The organism is Pelomonas cellulosilytica, assembly GCF_021353265.1.
In the GTDB taxonomy this organism is placed as follows: domain Bacteria; phylum Pseudomonadota; class Gammaproteobacteria; order Burkholderiales; family Burkholderiaceae_C; genus Pelomonas; species Pelomonas cellulosilytica.
Map to the genome: position 1 here is coordinate 213,410 of NZ_JAJTWU010000010.1, position 26,281 is coordinate 239,690.

The 26,281-nt window shown below is 70.0% G+C and carries 23 protein-coding genes; 13 read left to right on the forward strand and 10 right to left on the reverse strand.

Annotated features, from left to right (window positions below; translation table 11 throughout):
• Positions 1-3 precede the first annotated feature (3 nt).
• From LXT13_RS23710 to LXT13_RS23745, 8 genes are all read left to right on the forward strand, one after another.
• Positions 4-645: a MarC family protein gene (locus tag LXT13_RS23710; protein ID WP_233374788.1), complete on the forward strand. Its 642-nt coding sequence runs from the start codon at positions 4-6 to the stop codon at positions 643-645.
• Between the two features lie 3 nt (positions 646-648).
• Positions 649-1,314 carry a two-component system response regulator CreB gene (creB, locus tag LXT13_RS23715; RefSeq protein WP_233374789.1) on the forward strand — a complete coding sequence of 222 codons (666 nt, stop codon included), beginning with the start codon at positions 649-651 and terminating at the stop codon, positions 1,312-1,314.
• Entirely contained in the window at positions 1,314-2,744 is a 1,431-nt protein-coding gene (gene creC / locus LXT13_RS23720; RefSeq protein ID WP_233374790.1) for a two-component system sensor histidine kinase CreC, read from the forward strand. The genes creB and creC overlap by 1 nt, the downstream gene beginning before the upstream one ends.
• Positions 2,745-2,792: 48 nt before the next feature.
• Positions 2,793-4,178, forward strand: a complete 1,386-nt coding sequence (creD, locus tag LXT13_RS23725; protein ID WP_233374791.1) for a cell envelope integrity protein CreD — start codon at positions 2,793-2,795, stop codon at positions 4,176-4,178.
• A gap of 51 nt (positions 4,179-4,229) precedes the next feature.
• Positions 4,230-5,879 (forward strand): GMC family oxidoreductase, encoded by a 1,650-nt coding sequence (locus LXT13_RS23730; protein WP_233374792.1) that lies wholly within the window; start codon positions 4,230-4,232, stop codon positions 5,877-5,879.
• A 141-nt stretch (positions 5,880-6,020) separates the two neighbouring features.
• Positions 6,021-6,254 (forward strand): hypothetical protein, encoded by a 234-nt coding sequence (locus tag LXT13_RS23735; protein ID WP_233374793.1) that lies wholly within the window; start codon positions 6,021-6,023, stop codon positions 6,252-6,254.
• Positions 6,255-6,347: 93 nt separating this feature from the next.
• On the forward strand, positions 6,348-8,252 hold the full coding sequence (locus tag LXT13_RS23740) for a B12-binding domain-containing radical SAM protein (RefSeq protein WP_233374794.1): 1,905 nt from the start codon (positions 6,348-6,350) through the stop codon (positions 8,250-8,252).
• 45 nt (positions 8,253-8,297) lie between these two features.
• Positions 8,298-9,065, forward strand: coding sequence for a ParA family protein (locus LXT13_RS23745; RefSeq protein ID WP_233374795.1), 768 nt, complete (start codon positions 8,298-8,300; stop codon positions 9,063-9,065).
• Here LXT13_RS23745 and LXT13_RS23750 read toward each other — a convergent pair.
• The 4 genes from LXT13_RS23750 to LXT13_RS23765 form a co-directional block, all read right to left on the reverse strand.
• Positions 9,051-11,897: a M16 family metallopeptidase gene (locus LXT13_RS23750; RefSeq protein ID WP_233374796.1), complete on the reverse strand. Its 2,847-nt coding sequence runs from the start codon at positions 11,895-11,897 to the stop codon at positions 9,051-9,053. The genes LXT13_RS23745 and LXT13_RS23750 overlap by 15 nt on opposite strands.
• Before the next feature lie 67 nt (positions 11,898-11,964).
• Positions 11,965-12,948 (reverse strand): AEC family transporter, encoded by a 984-nt coding sequence (locus tag LXT13_RS23755; protein WP_233374797.1) that lies wholly within the window; start codon positions 12,946-12,948, stop codon positions 11,965-11,967.
• 7 nt (positions 12,949-12,955) lie between these two features.
• Positions 12,956-14,824, reverse strand: coding sequence for an ATP-binding protein (locus tag LXT13_RS23760; protein ID WP_233374798.1), 1,869 nt, complete (start codon positions 14,822-14,824; stop codon positions 12,956-12,958).
• A 63-nt stretch (positions 14,825-14,887) separates the two neighbouring features.
• On the reverse strand, positions 14,888-17,488 hold the full coding sequence (locus LXT13_RS23765; protein WP_233374799.1) for a DNA topoisomerase III: 2,601 nt from the start codon (positions 17,486-17,488) through the stop codon (positions 14,888-14,890).
• Between the two features lie 246 nt (positions 17,489-17,734).
• On the opposite strand from LXT13_RS23765, the gene LXT13_RS23770 reads away from it, so the two are divergent.
• The 3 genes from LXT13_RS23770 to LXT13_RS23780 all read left to right on the forward strand — a co-directional run bounded on the left by LXT13_RS23770 (position 17,735) and on the right by LXT13_RS23780 (position 19,718).
• Positions 17,735-18,199 carry an SET domain-containing protein gene (locus LXT13_RS23770; protein ID WP_233374800.1) on the forward strand — a complete coding sequence of 155 codons (465 nt, stop codon included), beginning with the start codon at positions 17,735-17,737 and terminating at the stop codon, positions 18,197-18,199.
• A gap of 131 nt (positions 18,200-18,330) precedes the next feature.
• Positions 18,331-19,056, forward strand: a complete 726-nt coding sequence (locus LXT13_RS23775; protein WP_233374801.1) for a biotin--[acetyl-CoA-carboxylase] ligase — start codon at positions 18,331-18,333, stop codon at positions 19,054-19,056.
• On the forward strand, positions 19,053-19,718 hold the full coding sequence (locus LXT13_RS23780) for a hypothetical protein (protein WP_233374802.1): 666 nt from the start codon (positions 19,053-19,055) through the stop codon (positions 19,716-19,718). Before LXT13_RS23775 ends, LXT13_RS23780 begins: the two co-directional genes overlap by 4 nt.
• Here the strand turns inward: LXT13_RS23780 and LXT13_RS23785 are convergent.
• The 6 genes from LXT13_RS23785 to rrtA all read right to left on the reverse strand — a co-directional run bounded on the left by LXT13_RS23785 (position 19,672) and on the right by rrtA (position 24,646).
• Positions 19,672-21,813: a S8 family serine peptidase gene (locus tag LXT13_RS23785; RefSeq protein WP_233374803.1), complete on the reverse strand. Its 2,142-nt coding sequence runs from the start codon at positions 21,811-21,813 to the stop codon at positions 19,672-19,674. The two genes, LXT13_RS23780 and LXT13_RS23785, sit on opposite strands and share 47 nt — an antisense overlap.
• 96 nt (positions 21,814-21,909) lie before the next feature.
• On the reverse strand, positions 21,910-22,800 hold the full coding sequence (locus LXT13_RS23790) for a DMT family transporter (protein ID WP_233374804.1): 891 nt from the start codon (positions 22,798-22,800) through the stop codon (positions 21,910-21,912).
• Positions 22,801-23,400, reverse strand: coding sequence for a hypothetical protein (locus LXT13_RS23795; protein ID WP_233374805.1), 600 nt, complete (start codon positions 23,398-23,400; stop codon positions 22,801-22,803).
• A complete protein-coding gene (locus LXT13_RS23800; protein ID WP_233374806.1) occupies positions 23,390-23,680 on the reverse strand; it encodes an ArsR/SmtB family transcription factor in 291 nt (96 codons plus the stop codon). The genes LXT13_RS23795 and LXT13_RS23800 overlap by 11 nt, the downstream gene beginning before the upstream one ends.
• Positions 23,677-24,042, reverse strand: coding sequence for a VOC family protein (locus tag LXT13_RS23805; protein ID WP_233374807.1), 366 nt, complete (start codon positions 24,040-24,042; stop codon positions 23,677-23,679). Before LXT13_RS23805 ends, LXT13_RS23800 begins: the two co-directional genes overlap by 4 nt.
• Positions 24,043-24,070: 28 nt before the next feature.
• The gene (gene rrtA / locus LXT13_RS23810) at positions 24,071-24,646 is read right to left on the reverse strand and encodes a rhombosortase (RefSeq protein WP_233374808.1); all 576 of its coding nucleotides are present in this window, start codon (positions 24,644-24,646) and stop codon (positions 24,071-24,073) included.
• A 96-nt stretch (positions 24,647-24,742) separates the two neighbouring features.
• Between rrtA and LXT13_RS23815 the strand changes: the two genes are divergently transcribed.
• Together LXT13_RS23815 and LXT13_RS23820 are read left to right on the forward strand one after the other, a co-directional pair.
• Positions 24,743-25,885 carry a PP2C family protein-serine/threonine phosphatase gene (locus tag LXT13_RS23815; protein WP_233374809.1) on the forward strand — a complete coding sequence of 381 codons (1,143 nt, stop codon included), beginning with the start codon at positions 24,743-24,745 and terminating at the stop codon, positions 25,883-25,885.
• A gap of 43 nt (positions 25,886-25,928) precedes the next feature.
• Entirely contained in the window at positions 25,929-26,273 is a 345-nt protein-coding gene (locus tag LXT13_RS23820; RefSeq protein WP_233374810.1) for an STAS domain-containing protein, read from the forward strand.
• The last annotated feature ends 8 nt before the right edge of the window (positions 26,274-26,281 follow it).

The window sequence follows — 26,281 nt, forward strand, 5'->3', positions numbered from 1 at the left end:
GCCATGGACATCTACAAGCCCTTGGTCGCGCTGCTGGCCATCGTGAACCCGGTCGGCGTCGTTCCCTTCTTCATCCACTTCACCAGCAGCCTCACGCGCCAGCAGCGGCGCCGGACGATGCTCGTCAGCGCCTGCACGGCGGGCATCGTGATCGCGCTGTCGGCACTGTTCGGGCTGAAGATCATTGAGTTCTTCGGCATCTCCCTGGCGAGCTTCCAGGTCGGCGGCGGCTGCCTGCTGCTGATCAGCTCGCTGCAGATGCTCAACGCCCAGCCGGCCGAGGCACGCAAGGAGGATGTCTCCGAGGGTGCGACCAAGGCCGACGCGGGCGCGAGCATCGCCGTCGTGCCGCTGGCCATCCCGCTGCTGACCGGCCCGGCGACGATCTCGACGATGGTCATCTACGCCGACAAGACGCGGTTCTGGTGGGAGATTGCCATCCTGTGCGGCTACGGCGTCGTCGTCACGGCGGTCACCTACGTCGTGTTCTCCGCGAGCAGCAAGATCGCCAAGGTGCTGGGCCAGACAGGTATCAACATCATGACGCGCCTGATGGGCCTGATCCTCGCCGCGCTGGCCGTGGAACTGCTGGCCGACGGGCTCATCAAGCTCTTCCCCGTGCTGGCCATGCGCACGCTCAGCTGACGCATGGGCAGCATCCTGCTGCTGGAGGACGACCCGGCTATTGCCGACACCGTCGCCTTCGCGCTGCGCCGCGAGGGCTTCGCCGTCGAGGCGCTGGGCTGGCTGGCCGAAGCGCGCGAGCGCCTGCGCACCGGGCCGGCGCCGGAGCTGCTGATCCTGGACATTGGCCTGCCCGACGGCCGCGGGCTGGACCTGTGCCGCGAGCTGCGCGCCGGGCCGCTCGCCCATCTGCCGGTCATCGTCCTGAGCGCCCGCAGCGACGAGATGGACCGCGTGCTGGGGCTGGAGCTGGGTGCCGACGACTACCTCGCCAAGCCCTTCAGCCCGCGCGAGCTGGTGGCCCGCGTACGCGCGCTGCTGCGACGCGCCCAGGCCGCGCCACCGCCGGCGCCTGGCTTCAACGTGGACGGCTCGCGGGTGCGGCTGGACGGTGTGCTGCTGAACCTCACGAAGCTCGAGCTGGGCCTGCTGCTGAAGCTGCTGGCCGCACCGCAGCGCATCCACTCGCGCGAAGCGCTGCTGGACGCCGTCTGGGGCAGCAGCGCCGACAGCGGTGACCGCACGGTGGACACTCACATCAAGACGCTGCGCGCCAAGCTGCGCGAGGCCGCGCCGGCGCGCGACCCGATCAAGACGCACCGCGGCTTGGGCTACTCGCTGGAACCCTGATGCGCCTGGGCCTGCGCGTCTTCTTCGGCTTCTTCCTCATCGCGGGCCTGAGCGCCGTGCTGCTGCTCAAGGTCTTCCTCGCCGAAGTGAAGCCCAGCGTGCGCGAGGTCATGGAAGACCTGATGGTGGACACCGCCCACCTGCTGGCCGAGGTGGCGGCCGACGAGATGGCCGCCGGCCCGCCCACACCGGACGGCCGGCTGGCCGGGCAACTGCAGCGCTATGTGAAGCGCGAGGTGGATGTGACGATCTGGGGGCTGCGCAAGCAGAGCCTGGACCTTCGCATCTACGTGACCGACGCGGCGGGCCATGTTGTGCTCGACTCCGGCCAGCCCTCGGCCGTGGGGCAGGACTATTCGCAGTGGAACGACGTGGCGCGCACGCTGCGCGGCGATTACGGCGCCCGCGCCAGCCCCTATCGCGCGGGCGACGACCGCAGCACGGTGCTGGTGGTCGCCGCCCCCGTCGTGAAGGACGGCCGCGCGCTCGGCGTTGTCAGCGTCAGCAAGCCGGTCGCCAGCGTGCAGCGCTTCATCGACCGCGCCGAGCGGCGTGTGTTCTGGGCCGGCGCGGCGCTGCTGACGGCCAGCCTCGTCGTCGGCGTGGCGGTGACGCTGTGGCTGGTGGCCACCGTACGGCGGCTGCGGCGCTATGCCACGCAGGTGCAGGCCGGGCAGAACCTCGCGCCGCCAGACGTACCGGGCGAACTGGGCGAGCTGGCGCATGCCATGGACGACATGCGCCGCCGCCTAGAGGGCCGCGAGCAGCTGGAGCACGACGTGCGCGCGCTGACGCATGAGCTGAAGAGCCCGCTGGCCGCGCTGCGCGCCAGCGGCGAGCTGCTGCAGGAGGATCTGCCGCCGGCCGACCGCCAGCGCTTCGCCGCCCAGGTGCTGGACCAGACCGCCCGGCTGCAGACGCTGGTGGAGCGCGTGCTGGCGCTGTCGCAACTGGAGGCGCAGCTGGGCCCGGGCGAACGCCAGCGGCTGACGCTGGCCGACTGGGCCGATGCGCAGCTGCAGCGCCAGGCGCCACGCCTCGCGCAACGGGGCCTGACCGTCGCCTGGACAGAGCGAGCACCGGCCGCAGTGGACGCCGACGCGGCGCTGCTGGAACTCGCATTCAGCAACCTGCTGGTCAACGCCATCGACTTCGCGCCGCCCGGCTCGACGCTGGAGCTGGCCGTCAGCAGCACGGCCGGCACGGCGCGGCTGAGTGTGCGAGATCACGGCCCCGGCGTGCCCGCGGCCGGCTTCCCGCAACTGGGCAAGCGCTTCTTCTCGACGGCGCGGCCCGGCAGCCTCGTCAAGGGCTCGGGCCTGGGCCTGGCCATCGCGCGGCGCGTGGCCGAGCTGCACGCCGGCCGGCTGGCCTTCGAGGCAGCCGGGCCGGGCCTGCGCGTCACGCTCGTGCTGCCGGCTTCACGCTGACTTCACACGCCTCGTCATCGCCTCACGCGGCGTCGCGATGCTGGCGGCATGAAGCTCAACCCCCTCTTCTCCAAGCTGGCCATCCTGGCCGTCGTCACCGTCCTCATCTGCGTTGTGCTGGCACAGATCGGCGGGCTCGTCACCGAACGCCGGTGGCGGCAGCGCGAAGCCGCGCAGACCGTCGAGCAATCGCTGGCGGGGCCGCAGGCGCTGGCCGGGCCGTTGCTCGTGCGCGCCTGCAAGGAATCCTGGACCGTGCAGAGCGCCGACGGCAGGAAGGAGTCCGTCGAATCGCGCGATTTCTGGCTCATGGTCGCGCCCACGGCGCTGAAGGTGGGCGGCGGCATCAGCCCCGAAGTCCGGCACCGCGGGCTCTTCAAGGTCAACACCTACCTCGCGCAACTGAACATCGAGGCCCGCTGGGACAGCGTCGGGGCCCTCGCGCCGCGGGCCGAGCATCCGAACGGCCGGCTGGCCTGCGAAGACCCGGCCGTCGTCGTGACGCTCAGCGACACGCGGGGCATCCGCGCTGCCGAGATCAGCCGGGACGGCCACGCACTGAACGCCCGCCCCGGCAGCCCGCACCCGGCCCTGCGCAGCGGGCTGCATGCGGTGCTGCCCGGCCTGCGCCCGGAGGAGCCGCTGGTCGTGTCGGCCAAGCTCAGCCTCGTCGGCAGCCAGCGGCTGGGGCTGGTGCCCGCCGCCGAGGACACCGACGTGACCTTGCAGTCGAGCTGGCCGCATCCGAGCTTCACAGGCCAGTTCCTGCCCGTCGAGCACCAGATCGGCGTCAGCGGCTTCACGGCGCACTGGCAGGTGTCGTCGCTGGCGAGCACGGCCGTCGCCGACCTGATGGCCGGCAAGCCGCTACCGGCGCTGACCGGCGACAGTGGCCCGGACTACGTCCGAGTGGCGCCGCCGACACCCGGTGAGAAGCAGGGCAGCCTCGACGTCCTCGCCGTCGAACTCGTCGACCCCGTGAACCCCTACGTCATGAGCGACCGCGCGATCAAGTACGGCCTGATGTTCATTGCGCTCACCTTCGTCACCGTCGGCCTCACCGAGCTGCTGACCGGCCGACGTGTCCACCCGGTGCAATACCTGCTCGTGGGCCTGGCGCTGAGCCTGTTCTTCCTGCTGTTGCTGAGCCTGTCGGAGCACCTGCCCTTCCTCGTGGCCTACCTCATCGCCGCAGGCGCCGCGGCGGCCGTGCTGACGCAGTACGCCGCCGCCATGCTGGGCGGCTGGTGGCGGGGCGGTGCCTTCGGGGGCGGCATCGCACTGCTGTACGGCGCGCTCTACGTACTGCTGAGCCGCGAGCAGACGGCGCTGGTCATCGGCGCGGTGCTGCTGTTCGCCGTGCTGTCCGCCGTGATGACCTTGACGCGCCGGCTCGACTGGTACGGCCTCGGAGCGACGGACCGGAAGGACTGAATTACGCTCGCGGTCTGCCCTGCGCCGCAGGACGTCCCCCCGCATCGCTCCATGCCGCAACAAGGTTTCGACTACATCATCGTGGGCGCCGGCACCGCCGGCTGCCTGCTGGCCAACCGGCTCAGCGCCGACCCGACGAAGCGCGTGCTGCTCATCGAGGCGGGCGGCAAGGATGACTATCACTGGATCCACATCCCGGTCGGCTACCTGCACTGCATCGGGAACCCGCGCACCGACTGGTGCTTCAACACCGAGCCCGAACGCGCGCTGCACGGCCGCACGCTGCGCTACCCGCGCGGCAAGGTGCTGGGCGGCAGCTCCAGCATCAACGGCATGATCTACATGCGCGGCCAGGCGAGGGACTACGAGCACTGGGCCGACGCCACGGGCGACGACACCTGGCGGTGGGAGCGCGTGCTGCGCGCCTTCCGCCGCCACGAGAACCACTGGCGGCTGGACGACCCCAAGGCGGCACCCGACGGTTTCGCCGCGCTGCACGGCCACAAGGGCGAGTGGCGTGTGGAGCAGCAACGGCTGCGCTGGCCCATCCTCGACGCCTTCGCCGCCGCTGCGCAAGAGGCCGGCATCCCGGCCACCAGCGACTTCAACGCCGGCAACAACGAGGGCGTGGGTTACTTCGAGGTCAACCAGCGCAAGGGCCTGCGCTGGAACGCGGCCAAGGCCTTCCTGCGGCCGACGTGCCTCGGCCGGCCCAACTTCGAGCTGTGGACCGGCGCGCATGTGCGCAAGCTGCGCCTGCTGCACGACCACGCCGGCCTGCGCTGCAGCGGCGTGGAGGTGATGACGCCGCAAGGCCTGGAGCAGCCTTGGATCAACGTGGGCGGCGAGGTCATCGTCGCAGCCGGAGCGATCGGCTCGCCACAGCTGTTGCAGCTGTCGGGCCTGGGCCCGGCACCGCTGCTGCAGCGGCTGGGCCTGACGGTGGAGCGCGACATGCCCGGCGTAGGCGCCAACCTGCAGGACCACCTGCAGCTGCGCACCGTCTTCAAGGTGCACGGCGCCCGCACGCTCAACACGCGCAGCGCCTCGTGGCTGGGCCGCGCCGGCATCGGCCTGGAATACCTGCTGCGCCGCAGCGGCCCGATGAGCATGGCGCCTTCGCAACTGGGGGCGTTCACGCGCAGCCGGCCGGAGAAGGTCTGGCCCGACCTGGAATACCACGTGCAGCCGCTGTCGCTGGACGCGTTCGGCGAGCCGCTGCACCGCTTCGACGCCTTCACCGCCAGCGTCTGCAACCTCAACCCGACGAGCCGCGGCACCGTGCAGATCACGTCGCCCGACGCCGCAGTGGCGCCGGCCATCCGGCCGCACTACCTGTCCACCGACGCCGACCGGAACGTGGCCGCCGAGAGCCTGAAGCTGACGCGCCGCATCGTCGCCCAGCCGGCGTTGGCTGCCTACCAACCCGAGGAATACCTGCCTGGCCCGCAGCACCAGACCGACGAGGACCTGGCCATGGCAGCCGGCGACATCGGCACGACGATCTTCCACCCCGTGGGCACCTGCCGCATGGGCCGCCGCGACGACCCCGGCTCGGTCGTTGACTCCCGCCTGCGAGTGCTGGGCGTGGCCGGCCTGCGCGTGGCCGACGCGAGCGTGATGCCGACGATCACCAGCGGCAACACGGCGTCGCCGACGTTGATGATTGCAGAGAAGCTGGCGGGGTGGCTGGTGGGATGAGCGTGTCGAGCACCACAGTCCCGCCACCCCTAGGCGCATGGCCGACTCCCCACCCGAATTCCGTTCCGTACGCGGTGCCGCAGGGCTCCGCCTCTAGGCGGAGTCCCGCCCACACCATCAGATCCAACTCTCATTGACACCTTGAATCCCTCGCTCTCGATTGCGTGGGGCAGCCTTCTCCTCGGACCGCCCGCCGCGATCACCGCCTTCTTCGTCACCCGCAGGCGCGCGCCGGAGACGATGAGACGCGGCTCAATGACGTGCATCGGGTTGATCGCGCTCGTGGTTGGCGCCGCCTGCCTCGACGTCTCGTTCACATCGGTCACGGCCAACACGGTCAGCGTGTCGGCTGACTGCCACGCGCAGCTCGGGTGAGCCTGCCAACACCGGAGCTCGAACGGGCAATCCCGCTGGGGCCTACGGCATTCGCCAACAGACGACAGACTGCGGGCCGCGACAATCGTCGCCATGTCGTCCCCGTCTGCACGCGTGCTCGCCGTCATCCCGCCGATGACGCAGCTGAACACGCCCTACCCGTCCACCGCCTACCTGACCGGTTTCCTGCGCTCGCGCCAGATCGACGCGCACCAGGTGGACCTGGCGCTGGCACTGGTGTTGACACTGTTTTCGCCCGCCGGGCTCATGCAGATCCGTGAAGCGGTTCAGGCCCTGCCCAGCGGCCGACAAACCAATCAGACCGCCTGGTTCGATGGCGAATTCCCCGCCATCGCGGCCACCACACCGCGCGTGCTGCGCTTTCTGCAGGGCCAGGACCCGACGCTGGCGCACCGCATCAACACGCGCAGCTTCCTGCCAGAGGGCGCGCGCTTCGCATCGCTGGACCATTACATCGGCGAAGAGGGCGAGGATCCTCTCGCCTGGGCCTTCGGCGCGCTCGGCTTGCAGGACCGCGCCCGGCATCTGGCGACGCTGTTTCTCAACGACCTGGCAGACGTGCTGCGCGACGCGGTGGACCCGCGCTTCGAGTTCGTGCGCTACGCCGAGAAGCTGGCCGCCGCGCAGCCGGCCTTCGACCCGCTGGCCGACGCGCTGGCCGCACCACCCAATCTCGTCGACACGACGCTGCAACGGTTGACCCTGGATGCCCTGGAACAGCACCAACCCGACGTCGTGCTGCTGTCCGTGCCCTTCCCCGGCTCGGTCTACGCGGCCTTGCGCATTGCGCAGGCGATCAAGGCGGCGCGGCCGCAGGTCGTGACGGTGCTGGGCGGCGGCTACGTGAACACCGAGCTGCGCGAACTGGCCGAGCCGAGGCTGTTCGACCTCATCGACTATGTGACGCTGGACGCCGGTGAACGACCGCTGCTGGCACTGCTGGAGCATGTCGGCGGCAAACGCTCCAAGACGCGCCTCGTGCGCACCTTCTGGCGCGACGGCACGCAAGTCCGCTACACGAACTTCGTCGAGCCCGACATTCCGTTCGACGACGTCGGCACACCGACCTGGGACGGCCTGCCGCTGGACCGCTACCTGTCGCTGCTAGACATGCTCAATCCGATGAACCGGCTATGGAGCGACGGGCGCTGGAACAAGCTGACGGTGGCGCATGGCTGCTACTGGAAAAAGTGCAGCTTCTGCGACGTGAGCCTCGACTACATCTCCCGCTACGAGGCCGCCTCGGCCGAGGTTTTGGTCGACCGCATCGAGGCCATCGTCAAGGAGACCGGGCAGACGGGCTTTCACTTCGTCGACGAGGCCGCGCCGCCAAAAGCGCTGAAGGCGCTGGCCGAGGAGTTGCTGCGGCGCGGTGTGGCCATCAGCTGGTGGGGCAACATCCGCTTCGAGAAGACCTTCACGCCAGAGCTGTGCCAGTTGCTGGCCGACAGCGGCTGCATCGCGATCTCAGGCGGGTTGGAAGTCGCGTCGGACCGGCTGCTCAAGCTGATGAAGAAGGGCGTCAGCGTCGAGCAGGTGGCCCGCGTGACCAAGGCGTTCGCCGACGCCGGCGTGCTGGTGCATGCCTACCTGATGTATGGCTTCCCGACGCAGACGGCGCAGGACACGGTGGACGCGCTGGAGTACGTGCGCCAGCTGTTCGAGGCCGGCTGCATCCACAGCGGCTTCTTCCACCGCTTCGCCTGCACGGTCCATTCGCCCGTCGGGATGAACCCGGCGGAGTACGGCGTCACACTGCAGCCGCTGCCGGCAGACGCGCGCTTCGCGAAGAACGACATCGCCTTCGTCGACCCGACCGGCACCGACCATGACCGCCTGGGCCAGGGGCTGAAGAAGGGTCTCTACAACTTCATGCACGGCATCGGCATCGATAGCGACATCCGGAGCTGGTTCCCCGTGCGCGTGCCGAAGACGACGGTGCCGCGGCGGTTCGTCGAGCGGGCCCTGAGCCATTGACATTGCTGCAGTGCACAATCACCGCAACCAACCGGAGGTGGCGGTATGCGGCGAGTCGTGTTCAACCAGAAGGGCGGCGTGGGCAAGTCCACGATCACGAGCAACCTGGCGGCCATCGCCGCGGCCCAAGGACGCCGCGTGCTGGTCATCGACCTGGACTGCCAGGGCAACACGACGCGCTACCTGCTGGGTGACGCGGCCGACGAGGACCTGGCCGGCTCGGCCGACTTCTTCGCGCAGACCCTCAAATTCAGCGTGCGTGACCGGGACGCCGGCGAGTTCATCAGCGAGACCCCGTGGGAGCACCTGCACGTGATGGCCGCCAGCGCGGAACTCGACGAGCTGCACGGAAAGCTGGAGAGCCGCTACAAGATCTACAAGCTGCGTGACGCGCTGCAGGCGCTGGACGCGCACTATGACGAGATCTGGATCGACACGCCCCCGGCGCTGAACTTCTACACGCGCTCAGCGCTGATCGCGGCGCAGGGCTGTCTGATCCCATTCGACTGCGACGACTTCTCGCGCCGCGCGCTGTACGGACTGCTCGAAGCGGTGCAGGAGATCCAGGCCGACCACGCGCCCGAGCTGCACGTGGAGGGCATCGTCGTCAACCAGTTCCAGGCGCGCGCGTCGCTGCCTCAGCGCGTCGTGCAGGAGCTGCTGGACGAGGGCCTGCCGGTTCTCGAACCCTATCTGTCCAGCAGCGTCAAGGTCAAGGAGTCGCACGAGCTGTCGATGCCCATGATCCACCTCGACCCGCGCCACAAGCTCACGCAGGAGCTCGTGGCGCTGTACGAGTCACTGCCCGGCTGAAGGCGCCACGGGTCGTCCGTCCGCATCGCGCACCTCGGCCTTGCGGCCGATGGCGTCGAGTTGCGGCAGCACCTTGGCCTTGTCACCTACGGCCACGACGATGAGCTGAGCCGGGTCCAGATGCTGCTGCGCCGCCTTGAGCGCGGTGGCCGGCGTGACGGCGCCGTACTGCTTGGGCAGGTCCGTGATGGCCGACAGTGGCAGACCCGACGACCAGTTGCCCGCGTAGCCGGCGACAACGGCGAGGTTCGTGTCGAACAGCCCGGGCAGCGACAGCAGCTGCGCATTGCGCACACGGTTGAGCTCGGCAGCGCCCATCGGCGTGGCGCGGATGCCCTCGATCTCCTTCCACATGTCCGCCAGCGCGGCGCCCGTCACGTCGGTGCGCACGCTGCCACGGATGCCGAACTGGCCACGCTCACGGCCCAGTGTGTAGCCGGAGTAGATGCCATAGGTGTAGCCCTTGACCTCGCGCAGTTGGTTGTTGATGCGCGACGTGAACAGGCCGCCCAACGCGGCATTCATGACCTTCAGCGGCGCCACGTCGGGTGTGGACGCCAGCGGCCCCGGGGCCACGACGGCCAGCGCCGTCTGCGGGGCGCCGGGCTTGTCGACGACGACGGTGCGCGCTCCGATGGGCCGGGGCGGCGGCAGCCGGGTTTCGGGGGGCGCCGTGCCCTCGACCTTCCACGCGCCGAACAGCGGCTCGACCAGCGCACGCAGCTCGGCCTCGGTCAGGTCGCCGGCCACGACCAGCGCCGCCTGCTCGGGCCGGTAGTGGGCCTGCCAGAAGCTGCGCAGCGCGGCCACATCGATGGCCTGGATGCTGGCTCCGGTGCCCAGCGCGTTCTCGGCCAGCGGGTGGCCGTCGCCGAAGACGACGCGGTTACCGATGGCACTGGCCAGCACCGGAGCCTGCTCGCGCTGCTGGGCCAGCGCTGCCAGGCGTTGTGCCTTCTGGCGCTCGATCTCGGTTGTGCCGAAGGCAGGATGCAGCGCCACGTCGGCCAACAGCGCGAGGCCCTCGCGCGCCGCGGCCTTGCGGCCGGAGAAATCGATGCGCACCTCCTCAGAGCCGGCCTGCGCGTTCAGCGTCGCGCCCAGCGCTGCGAGGCCCTCGGCGATCTGTTGTGCGCTGCGAGTCGTCGTGCCCTCGGGCAGCATGGCGGCCACGAAGCCCGCCAGTCCCGGGTGGCGCGCCGGATTCGCCGCCTGGCCGGCGCGCAGCACGAGGCTCGCGCTGACCAGCGGCAGGCCGGGCTTGGGCGAGTGGATGACCGTCAGCCCGTTGGCGAGCGTGAAGCTCTGCGCCGCTGGCAGCGCCAGCGCCTTGGCCTTTGCCGCCGCGGGCGGCTTGGCGCGCCAGGGTTCGGCGGCGTTCAGCGCCTCGCGTTCACCCTTGCCCACCTGGGTGGGCGCCGGCGGGGTCGGCACCTCGGGTGGCAACACCTGTTCGCCGGGCTTGGCGATGACGGCGACGCGGCGGTCCTTCTGCAGCCATTGCGCCACCGTGGCGCTGACGTCGGCCGGCTTGAGCTTCGCATAGCGTGCCAGGTCCTGGCCGACAAAGCCGGGGTCGTCGGCCATCTGGTTGTAGTGGTTGACGAGGTCGGCCAGCGACGCGACCTTCTCCATGCGCTGCAGCAGCTGCGTCTCGATGGTGGCGCGGGCCTGGGCGACCTCAGCCTCGGTCGGCGGCTCGGCAGCAAGGCGGGCCACTTCGGCGTCGACCAGCGCCTCGATCTCGTCCAGCGACGCCCCCGGCCGGGCCACCACCTCGATCTCGAACACCGAACTCAACGACTGCGAGCCCTGCCCCACCTCCACGCTCTGCGCTAGCTGCTTGTCGCGCACCAGCAGGCCGTACAGCCGGCTGGCCTTGCCACCGCCGAGCACGTGGGCGGCGACGTCCAGCTCGGCGTCACCGGCCTTGAACATGGGCGGGGTGTGCCAGGCGAGTGTCAGGCGGCTCAGCTCGACGCGGTCAGTCACGACGACGCGACGCTCCTTCGTGATCTCGGGCATGGCCACGTGAACCTCGGGCGGCTTGGGCCCGGCTTTCAGCGTACCGAAGTACTTCTGCAACAGCGCCTTGGCTGCCTTGGGATCGAAGTCGCCGGCCAGCACCAGCGTCGCGTTGTTGGGCCGGTAGTAGGTGCGGGCGAAGTCCTTCACGTCCTTGAGCTGGATGCTCTGGATGTCGGCATGCGAGCCGATGACCGACGCACGGTAGGGATGACCCGCGGGATAGAGCGCCTGGTACATCGCCTCGTCAGCGACGCCGTAGGGGCGGTTCTCGTAGCTTTGGCGGCGTTCGTTGCGCACGACATCCTGCTGGTTGGCCAGCGAGACCGAGTCCACCTCGTCGATCATCCAGCCCAGCATGTCCGCCTTCAGCCACAGGCCCAGCGCGAGTTGGTTGGACGGCAAAGTGAAGAAGTAGTTCGTGCGGTCGAAGTTGGTCGACCCGTTGGCGTCTGTCCCGCCGGCGGCGTCGATGTACTTGTCGAACTCGCCACGCGGGATGTGGCGGCTGCCGGCGAACATCAGGTGCTCGAACAGGTGGGCGAAGCCCGTCTGCCCCTGGGCTTCGTTACGGGGGCCGGCATGCACCCACAGGTTGAAGGCCACCAGCGGCAGGCGGTGGTCTTCCACGAGGATGACCTCGAAGCCGTTGGCCAGCTTGAACTTCTCATGGCGAATGGCGAGCTGGCCGGCTTCGGTGCTGACGGCGCCAGGCTGGGGAGCCACAGGCGCGCTCCAGGCAGGCAGCGACAGCGCGCCGGCCAGGGCCAGCAGCGCGACAAGACGTCGGGGGGCGGGAGAGTTCATGAGTCGGTCTGCAACAAGGAAAAACGGATTGGGCGACAACAGCCGGTGCGGCCCACAGTGCCGATGGTCACCATGGGGACACCCAAGCCAGCAACGCCAGCCACAGTGGTGCTGTGGCGACGTAGAGCACGGTGGACAGCACAGTCGCCGCGGTGACCTCGGCCTCCAGCGTACGGTAGCGCTGGGCAAAGATCAGCGCGTTGGAGCCGGTCGGCAGCGCCGCGAGCATGACGACGACGGCCAGCGGCAGTCCGTTCAGGCCCAGTAGCCCATGCGCGATGCCGAACACGACCGCGGGGATCAGCAGCAGCTTGGCCGACACAAGTCCGCCGAGGCCACGCCACGATTTGGGCCAGCCGTAGTACGCCAGCGACATGCCGATCAGCGTCAGGCACAGCGGCACGACGGCCGTGCCGAGGTTCTGCAGCACTTCGTCCAGCACGGCCGGAATGGGCCATCCGGTCGCGTTCCACGTCAGCCCCGCCAGCACCGGCAGCACGACCGGGTGGATGACGGTGTTGCGCACCGTTTGGCGCAGCGTCGTGCCGAAGGTGCGCGAGTGGCGCTCGCGGGCCACGTCCAGCTCCACGAGGCTGGTCAGCAGCGTCAGGATGGTCAGCGAATGCAGGCTGACGACGGCAATGTGGATGGCCAGGCCCTGCTCGCCGAACACGCCGGCCGCCACCGGCACGCCCACCTGCAAGGTGTTGCCGAAGCCGGCCGTGATGGCCTTGACGCTGGGCGCCGTGACCGGCTCGCCCGGCCGGCGCCGCCAGCGCTCGAACGCGTAGATGAGCGCGACGACCACCAGCACCGGCACGAAGAAAGCGAACAGGAAGGCCCAGGGCAGCGTGGACGTGTCCAGCCGCGCAGTCGTGCGGAACAACAGCGCAGGCACGAAGATGAAGAACGCCGCGTTGGCCAGCACGCGGGCCGGGTCGCTGTCGCTGCCCGCCGCGCCGCCACCCAGCCAGCGCATGCGGCCCACGATCCAGCCGATCGCCACGGCGACCAAAATGGCGACCAGCTTCGCGGCGATGGCCCAGGTCATCTCTGCATCAGGCCAGCGGCAAACGGAGTTCGAACGAGAAGCTGCTGCCCTGCCCCGACGTGCTCTGCACGACGATCTGGCCGCCCATCAGGCGCACGAGCTGCTGGCTGATCGACAGACCCAGGCCCGTGCCGCCGAGGTGCCGTGAGTCTTCCGACACCTGCTCGAAAGCCTGAAACAGCCGGGCTTGCTGCGCTGGCGTCATGCCGATGCCCGTGTCGGCCACCTCGAAGCGCAACCGGACCGGCCCGCCGTCCTGCGCCGCCTCGACAACCGACGCCGACAGCCGCACGGTGCCCGCGTCGGTGAACTTCACCGCGTTGGACAGGAGGTTCAACAGTACCTGGCGCAGCCGCTGGCCGTCCGCCACCACCTGGGCCGGCAACTGCGCGTCCACGTCGTGCAGGAAGCTCAGCCCCTTCTGCTCCGCCCGCAGCCGCACACTGTCGCTGGCCAGCTCCAGCAGCCCCAGCAGGTCGGTCCTCACCGGCTTCAGCGACACCTTGCCTGCCTCGATGCTGGCCATGTCGAGCACGTCGTTGATGAGTTCCAGCAGGTGCAGGCCCGAGTCGCGCATCAATTGCAGCCGCAGCTGCTGCGCCGCCGGCACCGCCGCGTCCATCTGCATGAGCTGCGTGAAGCCCAGGATGGCGTTCAGAGGCGTACGGAACTCGTGGCTCATCGTCGCCAGGAACCGGCCCTTGGCCTGGTTGGCCGCTTCGGCGCGAAGCTTGGCCTCGCTCAGCTCGGCCGTGCGCTCGGCGACGAGGTCTTCCAGGTGGTCGCGGTGGCGCGTCAGCTCGGCCTCGGCCTGATGGCGCAGCGAGATGTCGCTGACCATGCCCTCGATGCGCCGTTCGCCGCCCTCGGTTTCCACCCAGTGCGCATTGAGCTCCACCCACAGCGGCCGGCCGCCCGCGCCGCGCAGCTGCAACTGCGCCTGCTGGACCTTGCCCTGCTGGGACATGATCTCCGACACCCGCAGCATCTCTTCGCGGTCGATGCCCGTGACCTCGCGCAGCCGCCGGCCCACCGGGCTCTGGGCGCCCAGGCCCAGCATTTGCGTGAAGGCGCGGTTCATGCTGAGCACGCGGCCGCTGGCATCGGCCTGGAAGATGCCTTCCGTCGCGTTCTCGAACAGGCTGCGGTAGCGCGCCTCACTGGCACGCAGGCCCTCGGAACTGAGCTGCACCTGGTCGGACGCGCTGCGCAGCTTCAGGCTCATCGCGTTGAAGCGCATCGTCAGCTCGCCGATCTCGTCGTGCCGCTCCACGGCCTCCTGCGCGCCCAGGTCGCCCTTGGCCACGCGCTGGGCCAGCGCACCCAGCCGCGCGACGGGCTTGCACACCAGCCAGCGCACCAGCCACCAGCTCGCGACGACGATGCCCACGACGACGACGGCCAGCAGCTCCACGACAAAAAGCCGCGTGCGGTGCAGTTGCTCGTCGACGAGGTCGCGTGTGAAGGTCAACACGGCCGTGGCCACGGGGTCCCCCCGCGCATCGACCGTGGGCTGGTAGGCGATGGAGAACTCCCGTGTCACCGGCCCATTGGCGGGCTGGTCGCGCTCGCGCCGCGCGACGCCTCCGCGCAGGCCCATGCCGTGCAGCTCGATCGTGTGGACCTCGGGGTCGGCCATGACGGCATCGAGCAGGTTCTCGATGGCGACATGGTCCAGGTTCCAGATCGCGCCGGCAAAGCCCCGCTCGATGAGGCCGGCCATGCGCGTCTGGCGCTGGTCCAGCGCCCGCAGCAGCTCTTCCTCCTCGTGGGCTGTCCATGTCCAGCCGACGGCCAGCACCACCAGGCTGGCGACCAGCGCAATGCCGGCCGTCAGGCGCGTCTGGATGCCGAAGGTCAACGGCGCCATCGCCATGCGCTCTTCCTCCCCGGCCTTGTGTTCAGTGCCGTGCGGCGAGCATAGGGCCTTTGCCCGGGGTCAGGCCTTGGCGGCGGCCTTCTTGGCTGCCGCCTTCTTGGCCGGCGGTGCCTTGGCCGCGCGCGGCTCGAACTCGAAGACGACCTTGCCTTCCTTCTTGTCGTAGGCCAGGAAGGCCTTGAACTTGCGCCGCGTCTTGTTCGACACGAAGTTCTCCAGCAGGTCGGTCTTGCCGGCTGCCAGCAGCTTGTGCACCTGGGCCGCGTCGATGGGCTGCGTCAGGATCACCTTGCCGGTCTTGAAGTCGCAGGTTACCTTGTCGCCCACCGCGTGCTCGCAGACGTAGTTGGCGCCATGCTCGTAGACATGGCCCCGGCACTTGGGGCAGGGGCCCAGCGACGCCTGGCCGGTGAAGTCCACCGGCTCGCCGTCGCCTTCGGCCTTCTTCGCGTCCTCGCCGAAGTCGAACTCCAGCTTCCAGTTCTGGATCTCGTCGTCGTAGACCAGCGCCAGCTCCGCCGTGAACGGCCAGCCGGCCTTGGAGCGGAAGCCCTCCAGCGGACCGATCTTCTTGTCGCGCAGGAACTGCTCCACCTCGTGCAGCTCGAAGCTGCGGCCACCCGGAATCTTGCCGATGGAGAAGCCGCAGGCGTCGTCGCCGCCGCCGCTCTTGCCGGTACAGGTGAAGCGGCGGTAGTTCTCGCGCACGATGCCGCCACACTTGGGGCACGGCGCCTGGAGCGTCGCGTAGTCGCCGGGGATGGTGTCGCGGTCGTAACCCTTGGCCTTGGCGACCATCTTCTCCGTCATCGCCGCGATCTCAGCCATGAACTGCTCGCGTTTGAGCCGGCCCTTCTCCATCTCGGCGAGCTTGAACTCCCAGTCGCCGGTCAGCTCGGGCTTGGTCAGGTCTTCCACGTCCAGGCCGCGCAGCAGCGTCATCAGCTGGAAGGCCTTCGCCGTCGGGATCAGCTCGCGGCCTTCGCGCAGCATGTACTTCTCGGTGATGAGTCCTTCGATGGTGGCCGCCCGCGTGGCCGGCGTGCCCAGGCCCTTCTCGGCCATGGCCTCGCGCAGCTCGTCGTCGTCGATGAGCTTGCCGGCGCCTTCCATCGCGGAGAGCAGCGTCGCTTCGGTGTAGCGCGCCGGCGGCTTGGTCTGCAGCGCCTTCACGTCCACGCTTTCGGTGCGGACGATCTCGCCCGGCTGCACCGGCACGAGGTTGGCGTCCTCGTCGTCGATCTCCTTGCCGTAGACGGCCAGCCAGCCCGGCTTGACGAGCACCTTGCCATTGGTCTGGAAGTGATGGGTCTTGCCCGCAGCCTCCACCTTGCTGATGCGCGTCGTGACCAGGAACTCGGCCGGCGGGAAGAACACCGCCAGGAAGCGCTTGACGACCATGTCGTACAGCTTGGCCTCGGCCTCCGTCAACGCCTTGGGCGCCTGCAGCGTCGGGATGATGGCGAAGTGGTCCGACACCTTGGCGTTGTCGAAGACCTTCTTCGTCGGCTTGATATAGCCCTCCTTCAGCGCCGTGGCGGCGTGCTGGGACAGCAGCGCCAGCGGGCCGGGCAGGTCCTCGGTGGCCAGCATCTTGGCAGTGTCCTTGGCCACGGCCAGGTAATCCTCGGGCAGGAAGCGCGAGTCCGTCCGCGGGTAGGTCAGCACCTTGTGCTTCTCGTACAGTGCCTGGGCGATGGACAGCGTCGTCTTGGCCGAGAAGCCGAAGCGCGAGTTGGCCTCGCGCTGCAGCGTCGTCAGGTCGTACAGCGCGCCGCAGCTCGTCGTGCTGGGCTTGCTCTCCTCGGTCACGGCGGCTGGCTGGCCGAGCACGGCCTTGGCGATCGCCTCGGCTTCGTCCTTGGCCCAGAGGCGGTCGGCGCGGCGCTCGGCATCGTCGTTCTTCTTCCACGCCGGGTCGAACCACTTGCCTTCGTACTGGCCGGCTTGCGCATCAAACGAAGCGCGCAGCTCCCAGTAGTCGCGGGCGACGTGCTTGCGGATCTTCTCCTCGCGCTCGACGACGACCGACAGCGTCGGTGTCTGCACGCGGCCGACGGTGGTCAGGAAGAAGCCGCCGTCGCGCGAGTTGAAGGCCGTCATCGCCCGCGTGCCGTTGATGCCCACGAGCCAGTCGGCCTCGGAGCGGCAGCGCGCCGCGTCGGCCAGCGGCAGCATCTGCGCATCGCTGCGCAGCTTCTCGAAGCCCTCGCGGATGGCGGCCGGCGTCATGGACTGCAGCCACAGCCGCTGCACCGGCTTGTTCAGCGGCCCCTTGGCCGGCTGCGCATACTGCAGGATCAGCCGGAAGATCAGCTCGCCCTCGCGGCCGGCGTCACAGGCGTTGATGAGGGCCGTCACGTCCTTGCGGCGGATCAGCTTGGTCAGCGCGTTGAGCCGGCCCTTGTTCTTGTCGATCGGGTTCAGGTCGAAATGCGGCGGGATGACCGGCAGGTTGGCAAAGCTCCACTTGCCGCGCTTGACGTCGAACTCCTCCGGCGCCGCGATCTCCACGAGGTGGCCCACGGCCGAACTGACGACGTACTGCTCGTTCTCGAAGTGATCGTCGTGCTTGTCGAACTTGCCGGCCACGGGCGTCAGCGCGCGGACGATGTCCTGCGCGACGGAAGGCTTCTCGGCAATGATCAGGGTCTTGCTCATCGGTCGTTCAATCGCTCGTTCTGTCAGGTTGTGTGCTCGCCTTACGGGCCGAGCGCCAGGCCGCCCCAAGCCAGCCCGCGGGGCGACGTGCATGGCGGTCAATCCGTCATGCATCGCCGCCCCATCGGGGGGGCGGTTCAGCGCCATCGCTGAACCAGGGGCAACACTTCTTGCTGCCTACAATCCGGGCCTCGCGCGCACGCTCATACGTGCGCGCACCCATGAAATCACCGTACCACAGCGCCGATGACCGCCAAAACCCCACGCCGCAAGATCGAAGTTCGTGATTCCGGTGTGCACGGCCGCGGCGTCTACGCCAAGGCGCCAATCAATGCGGGCGCGCGCATCATCGAGTACACCGGCGAGCGCATCACGTGGGACGAGGCCGTGCGCCGCCACCCGCACGACCCGGCGCAGCCCAACCACACCTTCTACTTCCACCTCGACGGCGGCCTCGTCATCGATGCGCTCTACGGCGGCAACGACGCGCGCTGGATCAACCACGCCTGCGAGCCCAACTGCGAGGCCGACGAGGTCGACGGCCGCGTCTTCATCAACGCGCTGCGTGACCTGGAGCCCGGCGAGGAACTGTTCTACGACTATGGCCTCGTGCTGGACGAGCGCCACACGGCCAAGGTCAAGAAGCAGTTCGCCTGCTGGTGCGGCGCGAAGACCTGCCGGGGCACCATGCTCGCCCCCAAGCGAAGATGACTCCCGCTACCGGCTTCGCCGGCCCCCCATGGGGCGCTCCACGCAGCCCGGCAAAGCCGGTTCTGCGGGAGCCGCGCGGGAAGACACTCCACACCAACGCCTAGACGGTCGATCAGGTCCGCGCCGCACCCATGGAATTCGCCCGCCGCCACCTCGCCGAATGCGGCTCCACCAACACCGAGGCCCTCGCCCACCTGCGCGATGGCGGCGGACCGCTGCTGCTGTCGGCCAGCCGCCAGACGGCCGGCCGCGGGCGGCTGGGCCGCGCCTGGCAGAGTGACGATGCGGCGCTGACCTTCTCCGTCGCGCTGCCGCTGCCGGCCGAGCTGGAGCTGTCGGGCCTGTCGCTGGCCGTGGGCTGCGCCGTGGCCGACGTGCTGGACCCGTCGGCCGGCCGCATCCGGCTGAAGTGGCCCAACGACCTGTTCCTCGATGGCGCCAAGCTCGGCGGCATCCTCATCGAAACCGTGCCGCTGCCCGCGCAACAGCGCGGCGTCGTCATCGGCATCGGCCTGAACCTGCAGCCGCTGCCGCCCGACGCCGACCGCAGCGCCTACGCCAGCGGCCACGCGGCACTCGCCACGCTGCACCCGGCCGCAACCGCCGCCACGACGCTGGACCGGCTGGCGCCCGCGCTGCGGGCGATGCTGGCGGACTTCCAGACACTCGGCTTCGCGCCCTGGCACGCCGCCTTCGTGCGCCGCGACCTGGCTGCCGGCCGGCCCGTACGCGTGGGCGAGCAGCCAGGCATCGCCCGCGGCGTCACCGCCACCGGCGAACTGCTGCTGGAGACGGCCGAAGGCCTGCGGACCGTCAGCGCCGGCGAACTCAGCCTCAAGTTGGAGACCTCTGCGTGATGCGTGTGCTGGTGCTCGTGTTGCTGGCGGTCAACGCCCTGTTCTTCATCTGGTCGCGCGGCTGGCTGGACGCCGTCACGGGCCTGCCGGCGGACGGCGGCCGCGAGCCGCAGCGCGTCGCCGCGCAACAGCACCCGGAGCGCATCCAGCCGCTAGCGGCCAGCTCCGTCGTCGCGCTGGCGCAGAAGAGCTGCGTGGAACTGGGCCCCGTCGAGGGCGATGCGGCGCTGGCCGCCACGCAGGCCGCGCTGAAGGCCGCCGGCACCGACGCCCGGGTGCAGAGCAGCGAGCAGCCAGGCGTGTGGGTGGTGGCGACGATCAAGCTGGCCGACCCCGAGTTCCGCGCCCGCAAGGAAGAGACCTACAAGCGCCTGCGCCTGGCCTTCGAGCCGCTGGAAGGCCTGCCGGCCGAACAGCCGGCCTTCGTGCTGAGCCGGCATGCCACAGAGGCCGCCGCCAATGCTGACATCGCCGCGCTGGACAAGCGCGGCCTGAAGGGCCTGCGCGTGCTGGCTCTGAAGGCCCCCATCACGCGCCACACGCTGGTGATTCCGCAGGCCGATGGCCTGCTCGCCGGGCGACTCAAGGCCAGCCGCGACCCGGTGCTCGCCGGCGTCAGGCCTTGCAGCGTCGCGGCGCCGGCGTCGACCGCCTCACGCTGAACGCCGCCAGCAGCAGTGCTGCCAGCCAGGCGGCGCTCGCAGCACCACCGCCCCCGCCACCACTGCTGCTCGTCGTGCCCGTCGTGGCGGGCGGCGTGACGACCGCGGCGGCGACGCTGATCGTGGCGGTCTGGCTGTAGGTCAGGCCCGTGTTGTCGGTGATGTCGGCGCGCACCGTGAAGCTGCCAGCGCCGGTCGGCACGACGGTAGCCGTGGCCGTGCCGGCGCCGCTGGCGAAGCCGGTGACGATGCCGCCGCCGTCCGCGATCGTCCATGCCGTGGACGTGACGCTGCGGCCGCTGGCCAGGCCCGTCGCAGCGGCGGTCAGCGTCAGCGTCTGGCCGGCCGTGAGGCCGCTGGCCGGGCTGGGCGTGACGGTGACCGTCGCGTCGTTCAACAGCTTGGCCGTCGTCACGGCCGCCGCGGCGTCCACCATGCCGGCGCCGCAGGTGCTGGTCGTGCAGTAGCACTCGTCCTGCACAGCCGTCGTGGGTGCCTTGCATTGCTGAGGATTGCCATCGGCCGCGCTGCCGCCACCAGTCGTCGGGAACGCCCGGGCCGTCAGCTTGAGGATCTGCGTCGCCTCGGCGGACGTCAGGTTGGGACGCACCGACGCCATCAGCCCGACGATGCCGCTGACGATGGGCGCCGAGAAGCTGGTCCCCACGGACGCGCCGCTGCCGGTGTAGACACCGTCGCCCGTGTAGGCCACCGGCGACGTGGTGCCGCTGTTGGTCGTGCTGACCATGGGGTACAGGCAAGGCTGGCTGCCCAGCGTGTTGATGCAGTTGCCACCCGGCGCGGCGATGGTCACTTCGGGCCCAACGCTCGCGAAACCCACTTTGGTGCCCACATGGCGCAGCGCGGTCACCGTCACGACGCCGGGGCAATTGCCCGGCAGACCCACGGCCTGGCCCTCGGAGTTGCCGGCCGCAATGACGATGGTCGCGCCAGCAGCGTTGACCTGCGTGATGGCGTCACGGTAGAGCGCGCCGGTGCCGGTCGTGCCGCAGCTGCCACTGCCGCCCAAGCTCAGGTTCAGCACCTTCGCCTTGTTGGGATTGGCGGGCAGCCCTGGCACGGCGATGCCCGCGGCCCACTTCATGCCTGCAATGATGTCGCTGTCGTAGCCGCCGCATTTGCCGAGCACGCGCACGGGCAGGAGTTTCAGATTCCAGCCGACGCCGGCCATGCCGACGCGGTTGTCGCTCCCTGCGCCGATGAGACCGGCCACCCGGGTTCCATGCCAGGAGCTATTGATCGCGGGATAGTTGCCACTGCTGTCGGGTTCACAGTGGTAGTACTGGGTGCCGGGCGTCGTGTTCTCGGCCAGCGTGATCCAGTCCCCCGGATCGGAAGCGTCGGCGTCGGCACCATCACCGTCATTGGCCAGACTGACGGAATTGGACTCCTGAGTGGTGCCCTTCGAGCTGAAGCCGACCATGTCGTAACCGGCAAACGACTGCCCAGCCAGCACGGGCGGCAGCAACTTGGCCGCCAGGTCGGGATGGTCCGAACGCACGCCCGTATCCAGGATGGCCACGACGACGTTGGCCGAGCCCGTGGTCACGTCCCACGCAGCCGGCGCATTGATGCTCGACACGACCGCAGGATTGGTCGTGCTGCCCGGCGCCTTCAGGTACCACTGGTCGATGACACGGTTCTGGATGCCGCCGGAGGTCGTTTCGGAGTTGACGGTGGCCCCACCGAACAGCGGGTCGTCGGGCAGCGCCAGCGCCTTGCGCCGCCCGTCCACGGCGACGAACTCCACCTCCGGGTCCGCCGCCAGCTGGCGCGCCAGCTGGGCGCCACTCAGCCCGCTGGCCATGACGACATGCGTGCGTTCGTCCAGGCTCAGGCCGGCGCGCAGCGCATGGCCAGTGCGCATCCCGAGGGCCGTAGCACGCGTCTGCGCCACGTCGCGCGCCTCGCCACGGGTGGCGCGCAGCGCCAGCGCCTTGGCCCGCACACTGTCCGCCTGCGGCTTGAAGCGCACGATGACGCGCGCCTCGGGCGCGGCTGCCGTCTGGGCCAGCGCCGGGGCTGCGAGCACGACGGCGACAAGGGCGGTCAGCAGCGGGCGCAAGAACTTCATGGCGGCGGCGGAAGGCTGTGGCGAGCCGGTCAGTTTAGGCGGCGCCACCTGTCAGCAAGGCAACAAATGCCCCGGCTCGGTGACTTCTTGGCGTCGCTACCGGTTGACGCAGATGATGCCGATGGCCAGTGCGACGAGTGCCACGACGAGCCGGCCACTGATGCCCTCGCCCAGCAGCAGCGCGCCGGACAGAAGGCCGAACAGCGGCGTGCTCAGCGTGAAGACGGCCAGCCGCGTGGCCGCGTAGTGGCGCACGAGCCAGAACCAGACGAGGTAGCTGGCGAACGACACGATGACGGCCTGGAAGCCGAACAACCCGAGCAGCCGAAGCGACAGCTGCGCCGGCAGCGTCTCGCCGGCGGCCACGGCCGCGGCGCACAACGCCAACGCCGAGACGGCCAGCTGGTACAGCAGCGTCTTCTCGGCGGACGCCGCAGACAGCCGCGTGGCGCGGATGGCCAGCGTCGTGCCACCCCAGAACACCGCGGCGGCCAGGCCCATCGCATCGCCCCACCACTGGTGCGGGCCCTGTGGCGCGGCCAGGCCCTCGGCAAAGGCGAACGCCACGGCGCCAAACGCCAGCGCCAGGCCTGCCCACTGTCGCGGGCCGAGCCGCTCGGACCGGGCGATCCACGGCATGCCCAGCGCGACGACGAAGGGCGACAGGTACAGGAAGACGACCATGCGCGACGCGCTGGTGAACTGCAGCCCGAGGAAGATGCAGCCGAACTCCGCCGCGAACAGCGCGCCGGCCAGCAGCCCGCCGGGCAGGCTGCCGTCGCGCTCGAAGAGCCGGATGCCGCGCGCCAGCGCCCACAGCCACACCAGCAGACCGGCCACCGCGGACCGCAGCCCGGCCTGCCACAGCGGGCCGATCTCCACCAGCGCGGCCTTCACGGCCACTTGGTTCAACCCCCACAGCACGCAGCAGACCAGCAGCAGGATGATGGCGCGGGCGTCGAGCTCCGCCCGGCGGGCCTGCGGCATCTAGCGACGCACGTAGCGTGTGGCGGTCAGCTTGTCGGACACGGCGCTCGTCTTGTTGTCGACATAGCCGCGGCTGCGCAGCTCCAGACGGATCTCGGTGTCCGACGGGCTGGCGTCCGGACCCTTGGGGTGCACGACCCAGACAGTCTTGCAGCGCATGCCGGCATGGAAGTCGGCCAGCCGCGGCAGCTCGGCGGGCTTGCTGAGCACGGCCACCAGCATGGCCGCATCGCGCGGGTTGCCGGTCACGGCACCGGCCAACGCCTCGGCCAGCGCCGGGTCCAGCGCCCCCACGGTGGGGCCAATCAGCAAGGCCGGATTGTCGGCGCTGACGCCCAGCTTGGCGGCCAGCGTGGGCGGCGGCGTCTGCAGCTTCTTCAACCACCGCTCGGCCTCCTTCTCGCCCAGCTGCAGCGCGATGGCCTCGCCGCCCACGTCGAAGCGCAGCGCCTCGCCGTCGATGCGCAGCTGCTGCAGCGCGGCGATGTCCCAGCGGCGCTTGATGTCGCCGCGCAGCACGACGGTGGTCGACTCCAGCAGTGCCTTGACCTCGGCGGCCTCGTTGCCCACGTGGGCGGTGCAGACGGCTTCACGTCCCATGATGATCGGTTCCTTCAAAACTGGCCTGCAGCGCGGCCATGACTTCCTGCAGCCGCGCCGGATCGGTGCGGTACATCCAGAAGCGCCCGCGCACCTCCAGCGTCAGCAGGCCGGTCTTGCGCAACACCTTCAGATGTTCCGACACGCTGGCCAGCGCCAGCGACGACACCTCGGCCAGCTCGCCGGCCGCGCATTCTCGGTCCAGGCATTCGCGCAGGAAGAGCCGGCGCTCGCCGTGGGCCAGCGCGCGCAGTGCCTCGTCCAGCTCGGCCGGCGTCACGCGCGACGGTCGCCGCCCTGAATGAGCGTCAGCAGGTTGCCGGCCGGGTCGCGCACCTGCGCCTTGCAGACCCAGCCGTTGTCGGTGGCCGGCATCTCCACGCGCCCCCCGCACGCCTCGGCCTGTGCGAGCGCCCGGGCCAGGTCGGGCACCATGATGCCGAGCGTGACGGACGCGTCGGGCTGCTCCACGAGGGCGCCGTTCGGACTGCCTTCGGGCGTCTGCAGCTGCGCGTAGCCCGGGCCACGCGGCGCGACCTGCCAGCCGAATACGTCGGCATAGAACGGGCCCAGCCGGGCGAGGTCGGGGCCGGCCACATCGAAATGGCCGATGCCGAAGGCGGGGTGCGTTGGGAGGCTCATGACGGTTCCTGTAGCGCGGGTGCCGCCATTATTTCGGCCTAATACGAAACGTCAAGCACCAGCCCAGCACGCCGGCTAGCGCCCCAGCCAGGTGCGCGAAAGGCGCGACGGCGAAGTCGAAGCCCGGCGTGGCCCGCAGCGCCGGGCCCAGCGGCTGCTCCAGCACCAGCTTGGCCACAAGGCCGGCGAGCACGGCCACGCCGATCCAGCGGTCGCGCCCGCGGTGCGTCAACAGCGTCAGCGCGGCGATGGCCGCGAGCCCATGCAGCACGCCGGACAGGCCGGCATAGCGCAGCAGGTCGGGCCGCAGCAGCAGCGCCAGCTGCGTCAACGGGAGCGCGACGAGCGCGGCCAGCGTCTCGCTCCGGCCCAGCCCGGCGCGGTGACCCAGCAGCGCCAGCACCGCGCAGCCGGCCAGATTGGCAGCGAGGTGGATCGGCGTCCAGTGGACGAAGGCCGCCGTGACGGCCCGCCAGGGTTCGTGCGCGGCGAGCGCCGGCTGCCAGTCCAGCGCCTCGCGCGGCGCGGGCCAGGCCAGCAGGCACAGCAAGGCCAGCGCGGCGCACAACGCGGGCCAGCGGCGATCGGGGGGCGAGGCGGTCATGAGGGCGGCAGTGTGGCGCAGGCCACAGTGCGGCGCCCGAACGGCCTGTCCGCAGGTACGCTCGCGCCTTCGCGCCGCACCCCCAGCCAACCCACCATGAGCGATTCCGGCGACACCGAACACGCCTCCAACGACCGCACCACCATCATGACGACGCTGGCCCGCCCCAGGCCCGTGGTGGCCGACGCGCGGGAGCACTACCTCGTGCAGCTGGACGGCCTCACGCCCGGGCAGCGGATCCCGTTCGGCCGCCAGCCGCTGCGCCTGGGCCGGCGCGCACCCGCCCATGTGCTGCTGGCCGACCCCGAGGTGTCGGGCCTGCACTGCGAGGTCGTCGCGCGTGGCTCGGCAGGCGACGCGCTGGTGACCGACCTGAACTCCACCAACGGCACCTTCCTCGATGGCCGCCGCGTACAGGGCAGCATGCGGCTGGCGCAGGGCATGAAGCTGCAGCTGGGCCGGCAGGTCTTCGTGCACGAATACCGCACGCCGGCCGACGTGGCGCAGGCTGAGGAACTGGCCCACGACCTGGAAAAGGCCTGTCGCTATGTGCAGTCGCTGCTACCGGCGCGACTGACCGACGGTGACGTGCTGACGGACTGGTGCTTCCAGCCGTCGACGCAGCTGGGCGGCGACGCCTTCGGCCATTTCGCGCTGGATGACGACCGCTTCGCCTGCTACCTCATCGACGTGTCGGGGCATGGCGCCGGCGCGGCGATGCACAGCGTCTCGGTGATGAACGTGCTGCGCCGGCGCGTGCTGCCGGGCACGGATTTCGGCGACCCGGCAGACGTGCTGCGCAGCCTGAACGCGCTGTTCCCGATGGACGCGCACGACGGCCTGGTGTTCTCGATCTGGTACGGCGTGTTCGATCGGCGCGACCGCCGCCTGCGCTACGCGTCGGGTGGCCACCATCCCGCCTACCTGGAAACGCCGGCCGGCCTGGTGCCGCTGCGCACACGCAACCTCGTCATCGGCGCCTGGCCGGACGCTGGCTTCTCAGCCGCTGACGTGGCCGTGCCGCCGGGCGCGCGGCTGTTCGTGTTCAGTGACGGCGCCTTCGAGTTGCATGCGCGCGACGGCACGGCCTGGACGCTCAACGACCTGCTGCCGTGGCTGGCCCGCGTGCCGCCCGGCGACGACGCGCCCGCGCGCTGGCTGCAGCGCGTCGTGCTCGATCAGGCCCGCCCCGGCCCGCTCGACGACGACTTTTCGCTGCTGACTGTCACACTCATGTAGCAGCGCGAGGCTAGAAAGAAAGATTCACCTCGCAAGGCTCACCATGGACATCGACGTCACCCCGCTGGATCCCACCACGAACCTGCTGCGCCTTCAAGGCCGGCTGGACGCCCCGACCGTCGACCGCATCGAGGTCAAGGTCAATGCCTCGGCCGTGGCGCCCGGGCGCGACCTGCTGGTGGACCTGAGCGACGTGGCGTTCATCGCGTCGCTGGGCATCCGGCTGCTGATCACCGCGGCGCGCTCGCTGAAGGCCAAGGGGGCACGCATGGTGCTGTTCGGCGCGCAGCCGCTGGTGCTGGAGGTGCTGGAGCACACGGCCATCGACCAAATCGTGCCGGTCGTGGCCGACGAAGCCGCGGCCCGCGCGCTGCTGGCCGCCGGCTGAGCCCTGCC